Source organism: Nocardioides sp. zg-1308 (assembly GCF_013155375.1).
GTDB lineage: Bacteria > Actinomycetota > Actinomycetes > Propionibacteriales > Nocardioidaceae > Nocardioides > Nocardioides renjunii.
In genome coordinates this window covers 1,897,888-1,911,470 of sequence record NZ_JABJQY010000002.1, presented here as the reverse complement: position 1 = coordinate 1,911,470, position 13,583 = coordinate 1,897,888, and the positions used below count along the sequence as shown (strand labels likewise).

General features: G+C 72.8%; 12 protein-coding genes. All 12 read right to left on the bottom strand.

All coding sequences use genetic code 11. The features are described from left to right. Window positions 1–4: 4 nt before the first annotated feature. Complete coding sequence (locus tag HN031_RS10935; RefSeq protein ID WP_172269795.1) at window positions 5–2,500, bottom strand: xanthine dehydrogenase family protein molybdopterin-binding subunit; 2,496 nt, start codon at window positions 2,498–2,500, stop codon at window positions 5–7. Then, window positions 2,497–2,970: a (2Fe-2S)-binding protein gene (locus HN031_RS10930; protein WP_172269793.1), complete on the bottom strand. Its 474-nt coding sequence runs from the start codon at window positions 2,968–2,970 to the stop codon at window positions 2,497–2,499. Before HN031_RS10930 ends, HN031_RS10935 begins: the two co-directional genes overlap by 4 nt. A gap of 215 nt (window positions 2,971–3,185) precedes the next feature. After that, window positions 3,186–4,247, bottom strand: coding sequence for a ScyD/ScyE family protein (locus tag HN031_RS10925; RefSeq protein ID WP_172269791.1), 1,062 nt, complete (start codon window positions 4,245–4,247; stop codon window positions 3,186–3,188). A 109-nt stretch (window positions 4,248–4,356) separates the two neighbouring features. Then, the gene (locus HN031_RS10920) at window positions 4,357–5,580 is read right to left on the bottom strand and encodes a transcriptional regulator (RefSeq protein WP_172269789.1); all 1,224 of its coding nucleotides are present in this window, start codon (window positions 5,578–5,580) and stop codon (window positions 4,357–4,359) included. Between the two features lie 62 nt (window positions 5,581–5,642). Further along, window positions 5,643–6,551 (bottom strand): hypothetical protein, encoded by a 909-nt coding sequence (locus tag HN031_RS10915; protein ID WP_172269787.1) that lies wholly within the window; start codon window positions 6,549–6,551, stop codon window positions 5,643–5,645. 64 nt (window positions 6,552–6,615) lie between these two features. After that, window positions 6,616–7,749, bottom strand: coding sequence for an XdhC/CoxI family protein (locus HN031_RS10910; RefSeq protein WP_172269785.1), 1,134 nt, complete (start codon window positions 7,747–7,749; stop codon window positions 6,616–6,618). Next, window positions 7,742–8,899, bottom strand: coding sequence for a VWA domain-containing protein (locus tag HN031_RS10905; RefSeq protein ID WP_172269783.1), 1,158 nt, complete (start codon window positions 8,897–8,899; stop codon window positions 7,742–7,744). The genes HN031_RS10910 and HN031_RS10905 overlap by 8 nt, the downstream gene beginning before the upstream one ends. Further along, the gene (locus tag HN031_RS10900; RefSeq protein WP_216652106.1) at window positions 8,896–9,774 is read right to left on the bottom strand and encodes a MoxR family ATPase; all 879 of its coding nucleotides are present in this window, start codon (window positions 9,772–9,774) and stop codon (window positions 8,896–8,898) included. Before HN031_RS10900 ends, HN031_RS10905 begins: the two co-directional genes overlap by 4 nt. A 54-nt stretch (window positions 9,775–9,828) precedes the next feature. After that, window positions 9,829–10,380: an NTP transferase domain-containing protein gene (locus HN031_RS10895; RefSeq protein WP_172269780.1), complete on the bottom strand. Its 552-nt coding sequence runs from the start codon at window positions 10,378–10,380 to the stop codon at window positions 9,829–9,831. Next, on the bottom strand, window positions 10,377–10,901 hold the full coding sequence (locus HN031_RS10890; RefSeq protein ID WP_172269778.1) for a hypothetical protein: 525 nt from the start codon (window positions 10,899–10,901) through the stop codon (window positions 10,377–10,379). The genes HN031_RS10895 and HN031_RS10890 overlap by 4 nt, the downstream gene beginning before the upstream one ends. A 78-nt stretch (window positions 10,902–10,979) precedes the next feature. Next, a complete protein-coding gene (locus HN031_RS10885) occupies window positions 10,980–11,813 on the bottom strand; it encodes a hypothetical protein (RefSeq protein ID WP_172269776.1) in 834 nt (277 codons plus the stop codon). Between the two features lie 135 nt (window positions 11,814–11,948). Beyond that, window positions 11,949–13,580 carry a chaperonin GroEL gene (gene groL, locus HN031_RS10880; RefSeq protein WP_172269774.1) on the bottom strand — a complete coding sequence of 544 codons (1,632 nt, stop codon included), beginning with the start codon at window positions 13,578–13,580 and terminating at the stop codon, window positions 11,949–11,951. Between the last annotated feature and the right edge of the window lie 3 nt (window positions 13,581–13,583).

Below are 13,583 nucleotides of genomic sequence, written 5' to 3'. Positions count from 1 at the left end.
GGGATCACTGGCCTGCTCCGTCCTGGTCGATGGCTCCGTCGTGGCTCTGCTGGTTGGGCTCGCCGTCGACGAAGTGCGGCATGGCGTCGGGCGGTGTCTCGGTCGCTCCCCCGGCCTTCGAGCCCTGGATCGCCCGCCAGACCCGCTCGGGCGTGCAGGGCATCTGGATGTCGCGCACGCCGAGGTGCCGGACGGCGTCGACGACGGCGTTGACCACCGCCGGCGTGGACGCGATCGTGCCGGCCTCGCCGACCCCCTTCGTGCCCAGGGTGTTGGTCGTGCAGACGCTGGGGTCGTCGACGTGGACCACGTCGAAGGAGATCGTGTCGGCCGACGTCGGCAGCAGGTAGTCGACGAACGAGCCGCTGACCAGCGTCCCCGACTCGTCGTGCACCGCCTCCTCCCACAGGGCCTGCGCGATGCCCTGCACCAGCCCGCCGTGCACCTGTCCGGCGACGATGAGGGGGTTGATGATGACGCCGATGTCGTCGCAGCAGGTGTACTTGCGCATCGTCACGGCGCCGGTCTCGGTGTCGACCTCCATCGCGCACAGGTGCGTGCCGTGGGGGTAGTTGAAGTTCACCGGGTCGTACGTCGCGTCGGCGTCGAGGTTGGGCTCCATGTCCTCCGGGTAGTCGTGCGCCGCGAAGGCCGCGGTCGCCAGCTCCTGGATGGCGATGCCCTGGTCGGTGCCGCGGACGGAGAAGCGCCCGTCGGCGTAGTCGAGGTCGTCCTCGCTGGCCTCGAGCAGGTGGGCAGCGAGGTGCTTGGCCTTGTCGACGACCTTGTCGACCGCCTTGACCAGCGCCTCACCACCGACGACGAGGGACCGGGAGCCGTAGGTGTCGAGGCCCTTGGGAGCGACCTGGGTGTCGCCGTGCAGCACCTCCACGTCCTCGAAGGGCACACCGAGCCGGTCGGCCACGATCTGGCTGAACGCCGTCTCGTGGCCCTGGCCGTGCGCGCTGGCGCCGGTGACGATCTCCACCTTGCCGGTGGCCAGCATCCGCACGCTCGCGCTCTCCCAGCCGCCGGCGCCGTAGTCGAGGCTGCCGAGCACCCGGCTCGGCGCTAGCCCGCACATCTCGGTGAACGTCGAGACGCCGATCCCCAGCTGCACCCGGTCACCGCGCTCGCGGCGCTCGGCCTGCTCGCGGCGCAGCTCGTCGTAGCCGAAGGACTCCTTGGCCTTCGCCGTCGCCGCCTCGTAGTTGCCCGAGTCGTACTCCAGGCCCGCCACGGTCGTGAAGGGGAACTCCTCGTGCGTGATCCAGTTGCGCTCGCGGATCTCCAGGGGGTCGACGCCGACCTCGGCGGCGAGCTCGTCCATCAGCCGCTCGATGGCGTACGTCGCCTCGGGCCGGCCTGCGCCGCGGTAGGCGTCGGTGAACGTGGTGTTGGTCAGCACGGTCTGGCACTCGAAGCGGTAGGCCGGGAACTTGTAGATCGCGTTGAACATGAAGGCGCCGAGCACGGGCACGCCGCCACCGACGACGGCGATGTAGGCGCCGAGGTCGGCGTCGAGGTGCACCTTGAGGCCGGTGACCTTGCCGTCCCGGTCCGCCGCCAGCGTGAGCGTCTGCACCTGGTCGCGACCGTGGTGCGCGGCCATCAGGCTCTCGCTGCGGGTCTCGGTGTACTTCACCGGCTTCGACAGCCGCCGGGCGACCGCCCAGGCGATCCACTCCTCGGGCGTGGTCTGCAGCTTGCCGCCGAAGCCACCACCGACGTCGGGGGCGATGACCCGGATCTTGGACTCGGGCACGCCGGTGGTGGCCGCCAGGGCGAACCGGAGGATGTGCGGGATCTGCGTGGCCGACCACATGGTGAGCTGCTCGCCGGTGGGGTCCACCACCACGCTGCGGGGCTCCATGAAGGCGGGGATGAGGCGCTGCTGGCGGTACTCCCGCTCGATGAGGATGCCGTCGGCGCGGGCCGCCTCGATGGCGGCCTCCACGTCCGCCCCCGTCCCGGCCTCGGCGGAGTCGAGCACCCACAGCGCGGACTTGTTGGTGCCGAGGTCCGGGTGGGCGAGGACCACGTCCTGGAGGGCGTTCTTGATGCCGACCACGGCGGGCAGCTCGTCGTACTCGACGTCCACCAGCTCGGCGGCGTCGCGGGCCTCTGCGGCGGTGCGCGCGACCACGACGGCGACGACCTCACCGGCGAAGGCGACCCGGTCGGCCGGCATGGGCGAGTGGGTCGGTGTCTTCTGGTCGGGCGTGATCGGCCAGGCGTTGATGCAGACGCCGAGCTCGTCGCCGAAGTCCTTGCCCGTGAGCACCGCGACGACGTTGGTCGAGGCCCTCGCCGCCTCGGTGTCGATGGAGGTGATGGCGGCGTGCGCGAAGGGGCTGTGCACCATCGCCAGGTGGAGCATCCCGGGCAGCGTGATGTTGTCGGTCCAGCGCGTACGTCCGGTGATGAGGCGCTGGTCCTCCTTGCGCCGGCGGTCGCGGCCGATCTCGGCGGCGGCAGGGCGGGCCTGGGTGGCGGTCATGCCTTCGCTCCGTCGGCGGCGTGGAGCACGCTCCGGACGATGTTGTGGTAGCCCGTGCAGCGGCAGAGGTTGCCCTCCATGCCGAGCCGGACCTCCTCCTCGGTGGGGTCGGGGTTCTCCGCGAGGAGGTCGACCGCCTGCATGATCATGCCCGGCGTGCAGAAGCCGCACTGGAGGCCGTGGCACTCGCGGAAGGCCGCCTGCACCGGGTGCAGGTCGCCCTCGGCCGTGTCGGCGAGGCCCTCGATGGTGGTGACGGTGCGCCCGGCGGCCTGGACGGCCAGCACGTTGCACGACTTCACGCTCGTGCCGTCGAGGTGGACGGTGCACGCCCCGCAGTTGGAGGTGTCGCACCCGATCACGGTGCCGGTCTTGCCGAGCCTCTCCCGCAGGTACTGCACCAGCAGCATCCGCGGCTCGACGTCGTCGGAGACCGCGGCCCCGTCGACGGTGAGTTCGATCTTGGTCATTCGTGCCTCCGGGCGTGTGAGGTGGGTCACTCGCCCCGGACGCTAGGCCGCACTGGTTGGTCGATGGTTGGGGGCAGGCCGACCGCGAGCGAGGCACGAGCTCGCGGTCGAGGCTGTCCCGGTCGAGCAAGCGGCGCTGCCGAGCGCGCGAGGCAGTGGTGGCGCGTCGAGACCACCTCGCACGCCCGGCAGCAGCCGGGCTGGAGCCGGAGCGCTCAGTAGCGCAGCACCACGCCCTTGGGCTTCTCCGACAGCACGTTGGCGCTGACGTAGAGGTCCCCGTCGGCCCACTCGACCGCGGCGGGCATCATCGTGCTGGCGTACGGCTTGGCCGTGCTGCTTCCGCTGCGGACGCGCGAGACCTGGCCGGCGAAGAGCTGGGCGACGTAGACGTCACCGTTGTCGGCGACGGCCACCCCGGTGGCGCCGGCGAAGCCGGAGGCGACCTCGCGGACCTTGCCGCTCTTCGCCTTCACCTTGACCAGCCGGCCCTGCGCACCGGTGCTGCCGTCCTCGGGGCCACCGGGCAGCAGCGTGACGTAGAGCCAGCCGCCCTTGCCGACCTCGACGTCGGTCGGGACCGGCTCGAAGTTGTAGGTCTTGCCGACGGTGCACGCCGGCAGCGCGTTGGCGGCGGCCGCCTCGGCGGTGACGACCACCGGAACCGGGGGCAGCACCGCGACGGTCGAGACCTTGCCGTTGTCCTTGACGCCGACGATGGTGTTGCCGGCGGCGTCGGCGACGTACGTCGTGCCGCGGTGCACCGTGGAGCCGTAGGGGTGTGACTCGAGGATGCCCGTGTAGGTGGCCGGCACGTCGGGCGGGACCTGGGCAGCGCAGGCGGGGTCGAGGCCGACGAAGCCGTAGGCCTGGTCACCGTCGGGGTTCTTCGTGCGCTCGTGCTTCCACAGGTCGGCGATCTTGCTCGGCCGGCTCCCCGGACGCATCGACCACAGCTTGGTCGCCTTGCCCTTGGTGGTGGCGAAGCGGACGGTGCCGCCCGCCTCGGACAGGGCGCCGACCTCGGTGCCCTTCTCGGCCGCGAAGACGACCTGCGGCTTCTTGCCGGGCACGACCGCGGTGAGCAGTCCGGCGAAGTTCTGGCTGACGTAGGCGGTGCCGTCGCCGGCGACCACCATGCTGAGCGGTGTGACGAGCTTCTTCGCCACCGTGGTGGGTTCGGGGGCCGCCACGGCACCCGCTGCGGGCGTGGCGAGCACGCTCCCCACCAGGATGGTCACCGCTGCTGCAGCCGCTCCGCTTCGTGTTCTGGTCATGCGTTCTCCCTCAGACATGGCCACGTCCTCCCGGCGCGGCACGTCATTTCAGGATCGCCACGACGTCCCGGACCGGCCGTGTGGTGAAGGGATATCCCCAATTCGGAGGTCACCGCGCGCTGGCGAGCTTGCCCTTCAGCAGCGGGGCGACGGGGTGGTGCACCGGCAGCGCGGCGAGGCAGGCCTCGACGACCGCGGTGTCGTACGGCGCGAGGTCGCTGTAGCGCAGGACCGCGTCGGGATCGGGGTCGGCGAGCAGCGCCTCGCGGACGCTGACGGCGAGGTAGTCGGCCATCTGCACCAGCGCCGGCGAGTCGGTGCCGGGCAGCAGGTCCCCGCCGTAGGCGCGCACGGCGGCCCGGACGTCGCCGCGCCGCAGGAGCCGCTGCACCTGCTCGACGTCGCTCGAGACCGGCATGGTGAGGCGGTAGGGCCGCGAGGACAGCTGTCCGGCCAGCGCCGCCCGGAGGTGCGAGACCTCCGCCTTGAGGGTCGAGGTGGTGACGGCCGAGTCACCGTAGAGCAGGGAGTGCAGGTGCTCGACCGAGAGGCCGCCGGGGTGGAGCGCGAGCAGCGCCAGGATCTCGGTCTGCCTCCGGTTGAGCAGCAGGCGCTGCCCGTCGAGCCACACCTCGGCCGTGCCGAGCAGGGTGAGGGTCAGGCCCGGGGCCTCGGGCCCGGTGTCGCCCGCCGCCGACGTACGCCGCTCGGTGGGCAGCGCGCCCTCGATGAGCCGCGCCATCACCCGGGCCGTGGCCAGGCCTATCGGGTGCGTGCGGTCCCAGGTGGTCGACAGGTCGATGACGCCGAGCGAGCGACCGGTGGCGGGGTCGAAGACCGGCGCGGCCCAGCAGACCCAGTTGTGCACGACCTGGGCGTAGTGCTCGGCGCTGAAGACCATCGACGGCGCGCCGGTGCGGCCGGCGATGGCGAGCGCGTTGGTGCCCACGCTCCTCTCGTCCCAGCGTCCGCCGGGCACGAAGTTGACCGTCTCGGCCTTGCGCCGCATCACCCGGCCGCCGTAGGTCCAGAGGATCCGCGTCTGCTCGTCGGTGATCGCGATGACAAGGTCGCCGTCCTCGGCCGTGCGGCGCAGCTCGTCCTGCACCCGCTCGACCGCGGTCTGCAGCGGCGAGTCGTTCCAGAAGTCGGTGGTGTCGTCCTCGTCGGCCAGCGGGGCCTGGGTGACGTCGGGCGAGACGACTCCCGACAGCTGCCAGCTCCGGAGGATCTCTGGCCGCACGGCGTCCGAGTCGTCGTCGCTGGCCGAGACGAAGCGCGTCCAGGCGCGCACGGCGTCCACGCGGCGGGCGTGCAGGTCATCGATGCTCATGGCGGCTCCCGGTCGGTCGCCGCCAACCTAGCCCGAGTGTGATGACCGCAACAGCAGACGCGTCAGCGCGCTCGCCTGAAGGTGGCGACGATGCCCGGGTGGTCGGTGACCAGGTTCCGGTAGGAGTGGAAGGAGTGGATCCGGAAGTCCGAGTCGCGCTCGCCCATCACGTAGTCGATCCCCGAGCCCCGGCGGTGCCGGTCGGCGGAGTAGTTGGTCTCCAGCCGGAGCGGCCTGGTGATCCGTCCCCGCACGAGGTGGTCGGTCGTGTCGCGGTTGGCCGTGACGTTGCAGTCGCACATCGCGACGAGCTGGTGACCCTCCGGCGCGCGCTGCCCGATCGAGCGGATCCTGCTCGCCATCCGCCACATGGCCTCCACGCCGCGGCGGTTGGCGTAGTTGGGCCCGCCCGTGCGCCGGTTGTGGAGGTGGTTGGGCAGGTGGAAGCTGACGGCCCGGATGACGTGCCCGCTCCTCCGGTGCCTGAGCACCGCCGCGACGCCGTACTGGTCGTGGGCGATCCGGCCGGAGTAGCGCCGCCACGTGGTGGCGGTCAGGAGGGGGGCCCAGGTCCGCTCGAGCTCCCAGACGTCCTTGTCGAAGGCGATCGGGTTGTCGTCGGTGCCGGTCGGGCCCTTCGGCATCAGCAGGGTCCACGACTTCGGCAGGGCCGCCCGCAGTGCCGGGCGGCTGAAGAGCCGCTCCTGGAAGCCGATGACCGAGGCCTCGCCGTCCAGGACCTGCCCGATGTCGTGGCGCATGCCCGCGACCCGCATCCCCTTCTTGAGGTTCAGCGACGCCACGACGAACTCCTTGCCGGGGCCGGACGCGGCGGCCGAGGCCGACGCTCGGTCCTGCTCACGCGCCTGCGCGGGTGGACCACCCGCCGCGCCGGTGGTCAGCAGGACCGTGGCCGCGAGGAGCGCGGTCGGTCGGGCGAGGACACGGGGCAGGGCGGGGAGCGAAAACACCCGCACGACCATAGGCGGGTCGTGCCGGTCGTCCAACTCCCCGGCCCGGGACGGCGGCCTCCGGTCAGTCGTCGTGGTGGATGCGGCCGTGGGTCGTGGCGAGCCGCTCGCCCGACCCGCCCCACTGCCGGGCGACGATCTCGGCCGCGATCGAGACCGCCGTCTCCTCGGGCGTCCGGGCACCGAGGTCGAGGCCGATCGGGGACGACAGCAGGGCGAGCTCGTCCGCCGAGAGCCCCGCCTCGACGAGCCGCGCCATCCGCTCGTCGTGCGTGCGCCGCGACCCCATCGCGCCGATGTAGCGCGGGCGGACGTCCTCGTCGAGGCGCAGCGCCACCTCCAGCAGCGGCACGTCGAACTTCGGGTCGTGGGTCAGCACCGCGAGCACCGTCCGCGGGTCGACGCGGCCGGCGTCGACCTCGGCGGCGAGGTAGCGGTGCGGCCAGTCGACGACGACCTCGTCCGCCCCGGGGAAGCGCGACGTCGTGGCGAAGACGGGACGGGCGTCGCACACCGTGATGTGGTAGCCGAGGAACGAACCGACCTTGGCCACGGCCGCCGCGAAGTCGATGGCCCCGAAGACCAGCATCCGCGGCCTGGGGGCGAACCCCCACACGAACACGCGCATCCCCTCGCCGCGCCGCTCCCCGTCGGGGCCGTAGGTCACGGTGGCGTTGGTGCCGGCGGCCAAGAGGCCGAGGGCGTCGTCGTGGACGGCGGCGTCCGCGCGCCCGGAGCCGAGCGAGCCCTCCGCGGGTCCCTCCGGTCGCACCACCATCCGCCTGCCCACCCGCTCGGGGTCGGGGTGCTCGATGACCGTGACCAGGGCGACCGGCCGCCCCGCCTCGATGTCGGCCGCGACCCCGCCGAGCTCGGGGAACGTCTCGCGCGAGACCCGCTCGACGAAGACGTCGAGGATGCCGCCGCAGGTCAGGCCGACGGCGAAGGCGTCGTCGTCGGACACGCCGTAGCGCGCGAGCACCGGCTGCCCGGTGCCCACCACCTCCTGCGCGAGCTCGTAGACCGCGCCCTCCACGCAGCCGCCTGACACGGAGCCCACGGCGGTCTCGTCGGGCCCGACCAGCATGGAGGCGCCGGGGGGCCGCGGCGCGGACCGGAAGGTCGCGACGACCGTGCCGACACCGATCGTCTCGCCGGCCTCCCACCACGCGAGGAGGTCGGGCAGCACGTCACGCACGGGCGATCACCCCGGTCAGGTCGGCGAAGGTGGCGAGCGAGTGGCCGGCGAGGAAGTCGTCGCAGTGCGGCAGCGCGGCCACCACGCCGCCCTGCAGCGGCTCGTAGCCCGCCTTCCCGCGGTGCGGGTTGACCCAGACGACGCGGTGCGCGACCCGCTGGAGCCGGGCCATCTGCTCGCCGAGCAGGCCGGCGTCGCCGCGCTCCCACCCGTCGCTGAAGACGACGACGACGGCGCCGCGGGCCATGCCGCGCTGGCCCCAGCGGTCGAGGAACACCTGCAGCGTCTCCCCCAGCCGGGTGCCGCCCGACCAGTCGGGGACGACCTCCCCCGCGACCACGAGGGCGCGGTCGGCGTCCGCCGAGCGCAGAGCCCGGGTGAGGTGCGTCAGCCGGGTGCCGACCGTGAACGTCTCGACCGTGCCGCCGGTGGTGCGCGCGGACTGGGTGAGGCGGTGGGCCAGCCGCAGCAGCGCGTCGGCGTACGCGCTCATCGAGCCGCTGACGTCGACCAGCAGCACCACGCGCCGCGGCCGGGTGCCGCGACGGCGCCACGCGATCTCGCCCGGCTCGCCGAGGTGGCGCAGGGAGCTGCGCAGGGTGCGGGCGGCGTCGACCTGGCCGCGGTGCCACCTGCGGTGGCGTGCCGTACGCCGGCTCGGCGGGCGCAGCGAGAGGCGGGCGAACATCCCGGCCAGCCGTCGCTTCTCGGCGGCGTCGAGCGTCGCGACGTCCCGGTGCCGCAGCACCTCCGCGGCCGACGCCCGGGCGCGGACGACGTCCTCGTCACCCTCGCCCTCCGTGCCGGCACCCTCGGCGTCCGGCAGCAGGTGCGCCGCAGCGGGGCGCGGCGTCTCGCGCGGCCGCGCCCGCGGCAGCCCGTCGCGCGGGTCGAACCACGCCGCGAACACCTGGTCGTAGCGGGCCAGGTCGTCCGGCGAGCCGCACAGCGTCGCCCGCCCGGCCCAGTAGGTCGCCCGGCGGTCGTCGACGCCGACGGCGGCCACCGCGGCGAGGAAGCCCTGCGACCGGTCCTGCGTGACCGCCACGCCCGAGGCACGCAGGGCACGGGTGAAGCCGAGCAGCACCTCGTCCGCGGACCGACGTCCGGGCGACGCCGGACCGGTCGGGCCGGTCGGGGCGGTGCTCATCGCACCATCATCCGGTCGAGCGCGGCCTTCACCCGGTCGGCGTCCTCGCGGTACTTCAGCAGCGCGCCGAGCGTCGCGGCCGCCGAGGCCAGGTCGAGCTCCGCGGCACCGAGGTAGGTCAGCGCGCGTGCCCAGTCGAGGGTCTCCGCGACGCCCGGGGGCTTGAGCAGGTCGTCACGCGAGCGCAGCTGCTGGACCAGGCCGACCACCTGCTGGGCGAGCACCTCGCTGACCTCCGGGGCGCGCGAGCGCACGATCTGCACCTCGCGCTCGAGGCCCGGGTGGTCGATCCAGTGGTAGAGGCAGCGACGCTTCAGCGCGTCGTGCAGCTCCCGGGTGCGGTTGGAGGTCAGCACCACGAGCGGCGGCTCGGGCGCGGTGACCGTGCCGAACTCGGGGATGGTCACCTGCCAGGTCGAGAGCACCTCCAGCAGGAACGCCTCGAACTCGTCGTCGGCGCGGTCCACCTCGTCGACCAGCAGCACCGCCGGCGCCTGCCGCAGCGCGGCGAGGACCGGGCGCGAGAGCAGGAAGCGCTCGTCGTAGAGGCTCTTCTCCGCCTCGTCGGGGTCGACGTCGCCGGCCGCCTCCAGCGCCCGCAGGTGGAGGATCTGCCGCGGGAAGTCCCAGTCGTAGAGGGCCTGGCTGGCGTCGATCCCCTCGTAGCACTGGAGCCGGACCAGCGGCAGGTCCAGGCTCCGGGCCAGCGCCTCGGCCAGGGCCGTCTTGCCGGTGCCCGGCTCGCCCTCGAGGAGCAGCGGCCGCTGCATGCGCGCGGCCAGGAACACCACCGTGGCCAGCTCCTCGTCGGCGAGGTATCCCGTCCCGCCCAGCAGGGCAGCCACGTCCGCAGCGGAGTCCATCCTCACAGGCATGCGGTCAGGCTACGACCCGGCACGTTGGTCGCACGTTGGGCTGCGCCGGACGGGTCAGCGGGCGTCCACGTCGGCGCCGGTGGCGAGGTCGGCGCACTCGACGAGCGCGACCTCGTGCGTGGCCAGGTAGTCGCGGGCACCGCGGTCGCCGGCGGCGGTCGCGGTGACGCCCGCCCAGTGCTCCCGCCCGATCAGGACCGGGTGGCCCGGCACGCCGTCGTACGCCGCTCGCGCCAGGTCCCCGGGCCCTTCGTGCGCGCCGAGCAGGCGGGACACCACGGCCGGGCCCACGTCGGGGAGGTCGACCAGCGAGACGAGCGCAGCGTCGTGCGCGGTCGGGCCGAGGGCGTCGAGGCCGGTGCGGAGCGAGGCCCCCATCCCGTCGGCCCAGTCGTCCGCGCGCACGCGCCACACCGACATCGGCAGCAGGGCGGCGGCCCGCTCTGCCTCCGCGCCCAGCACCACCACGACCTCGGCGCACGGGCGCAGCGCCTGCACGGACCGGAGCAGCCACGAGGTGCCGTCGTCGTCGCGGGCCAAGGCCTTCGGCCCGCCGAACCGCTCCCCGGCGCCTGCGGCGAGGAGCAGCCCGGCCACGGACGTCACGACGCAAAGGCCTCCGCGTAGAGCGCCTCGAGCTCCGGGGACTGCTCGCCGGAGAAGCCGCAGAGGCTCACGCGGTCGCCGTCGGCGCTCACCAGGTAGGAGGCGCCCTCCTGGAAGTCGACGGCCATGAGCAGGTCCTGCAGGTCGTCCCCGGGCGCCTCGACGGTGACGGTCGAGGCCTCCTCGCCGGCGTACCACTGGTCGACCTCGAGGGTGGCGGTGCCGCCGTCGATCGAGGTCACCGTGCCCGCGAACGCGGTGTCGAAGGTGGCCAGCGTCTCGGCCGACGGCATGGCGCACTTGCCCGCGAGCGACCCGTCGGCGGTGAGGGCCCGGGTGCCGGAGCCGGACGAGCCCGACTCGTCGTTCGCGCCGGCCCCGGACTCGCTGGAGGCGCTGCTCGAGGGGGTGCTCGTGTCGGTGCCGCTGTCGGCGTCGTCGGACCCGCAGGCGGCCAGGCTGCCCAGCGCGAGCAGCAAGACGAGGGTGACGGAGAGGGTGCGGGGTCGGCTGGTGTTCACGGTTCCTCCTGTGGTCCGGGCCGGTGTCCTCACCGTGCCACACCCCTTGGACGCCGAGTGGCGCCGGCCCGTTCCGCCTCAGGCGTCGTCGTCCTCCTCGAGCTTGCGCTTGAGCCGCCCCACGCCGGGGATCTTGCCGAGGAGCTCGTTGAGCTCGCGGGACACCTCGAGCAGCTCGTGCAGGTCGGGAGCCACCGTCTCGAGGGTCTTCATCACCGGCACCACGTCGCGCTCGACCTGCTCGGTGAGGGCGGGCAGGTGGTCGACGAGGCGCACGAGCGCGGCCACCTCTTCCGGGTGGGTGGTGTCGGCGAGCGTCTGCAGGACGGGCTGCAGCGTGGTCAGCGGAGGCTCCATCGCGTCGAGGAGCGTCGTGGCGCGGCCCACGAGCAGGGCCGCGTCGTCGGAGACCGCCGCCACGCGGTCGATCTGCTGCTGCGCGCCGTCGGAGACCGCCGCCACCCGGTCGATCTGCTGCTGCGCGCCGTCGGAGACCGCCGCCACCCGGTCGATCTGCTGCTGCGCGCCATCGGAGACCGCCGCCACCCGGTCGATCTGCTGCTGCGCGCCATCGGAGACCGCCGCCACGCGATCGATCTGCTGCTGCGCGCCGTCAGCCACCGCCGCGACCCGATCGATCTGCTGCTGCGCGCCATCAGCCACCGCCGCGACCCGGTCGATCTGCTCCTGCGCACCATCAGCCACCGCCCCGACGCGATCGATCTGCTCCTGAGCGTCGTCGGCCACCGCCCCGACCCGGTCGATCGTCGCGGCGGCCCGCGCCACCAGCACCTCGGCCTGGTCGAGCAGGGCCAGCATGCGCGGCACGGCTCCGAGCAGGGCCTCGACCTGCTCCCCGCCTCGCTCGAGCGCCGAGAACAGGTCGCGGGGGCCGGGCACGGGGAGGCGCATGTCCCATTAGTACCAGTGCCCACCACCTCCCTCCGGACCACTGACGCCACGGGGCCGCAGACGCAGCGAGGGCCCCCGCCGGAGCGGGGGCCCTGCTGGTGGTGCTGTGGTGGAGCGGTGGTCCTGACCGTCAGGTCAGAAGTCCATGCCGCCCATGCCGCCCATGTCGCCACCGCCGGGCATGGCGGCAGCCTTCTCGGGCTTGTCGGCCACGACGGCCTCGGTGGTGAGGAACAGCGCGGCGATCGACGCGGCGTTCTGCAGCGCGGAGCGCGTGACCTTGGCCGGGTCGATGATGCCCTCGGCGATCATGTCGACGTAGTCACCGGTCGCGGCGTTGAGGCCGTGACCCGCCTCGAGGTTGCGCACCTTCTCGGACACGACGCCACCCTCGAGACCGGCGTTGATCGCGATCTGCTTGAGCGGGGCCTCGATGGCGACGCGGACGATGTTGGCACCCGTGGCCTCGTCGCCGGTCAGGTCGAGCTTGGTGAACGCCTCGGCACCGGCCTGGACGAGCGCGACGCCGCCACCGGCGACGATGCCCTCCTCGACAGCGGCCTTGGCGTTGCGCACGGCGTCCTCGATGCGGTGCTTGCGCTCCTTGAGCTCGACCTCGGTGGCCGCGCCGACCTTGATGACGGCCACGCCGCCGGCCAGCTTGGCGAGGCGCTCCTGGAGCTTCTCGCGGTCGTAGTCGGAGTCCGACTTCTCGATCTCGGCGCGGATCTGGTTGACCCGGCCCTCGATCTGGGCCTGGTCGCCGGCGCCCTCGACGATGGTGGTCTCGTCCTTGGTGATGACGACCTTGCGGGCCTGGCCGAGCAGCTCGAGACCGGCCGACTCGAGCTTGAGGCCGACCTCCTCGGAGATGACCTGGCCACCGGTGAGGATGGCGATGTCCTGCAGCATGGCCTTGCGGCGGTCACCGAAGCCCGGAGCCTTGACGGCGACGGAGCGGAAGGTGCCCTTGATCTTGTTGACGACCAGGGTCGACAGCGCCTCGCCGTCGACGTCCTCGGCGATGATCAGCAGCGGCTTGCCGGACTGCATGACCTTCTCCAGCAGCGGCAGGAGGTCCTTGACCGTGGAGACCTTGGAGTTGGCGATGAGGACGTAGGGGTCCTCCAGCACGGCCTCCATGCGCTCGAGGTCGGTGGCGAAGTAGGCCGAGATGTAGCCCTTGTCGAACCGCATGCCCTCGGTCAGCTCGAGGTCCAGCCCGAAGGTGTTGGACTCCTCGACGGTGATGACGCCTTCCTTGCCGACCTTGTCCATCGCCTCGGCGATGATCTCGCCGACGGTGGTGTCAGCGGCGGAGATCGACGCGGTGGAGGCGATCTGCTCCTTGGTCTCGACGTCCTTCGCCATGGCGAGCAGCTGCTCGGACACGGCGGCGACGGCGGCCTCGATGCCGCGCTTGAGGCCCATCGGGTTCGCGCCGGCCGCGACGTTGCGCAGGCCCTCGCGGACCATGGCCTGAGCCAGGACGGTGGCCGTCGTCGTGCCGTCACCGGCGACGTCGTCGGTCTTCTTGGCGACCTCCTTGACCAGCTCGGCGCCGATCTTCTCGTAGGGGTCCTCCAGCTCGATCTCCTTGGCGATCGAGACACCGTCGTTGGTGATGGTGGGGGCGCCCCACTTCTTCTCCAGGACGACGTTGCGGCCCTTGGGGCCGAGGGTGACCTTGACCGCGTCGGCGAGGGTGTTCATCCCTCGCTCGAGGCCGCGGCGGGCCTCCTCGTTGAAAGCAATCAGCTTGGCCATATC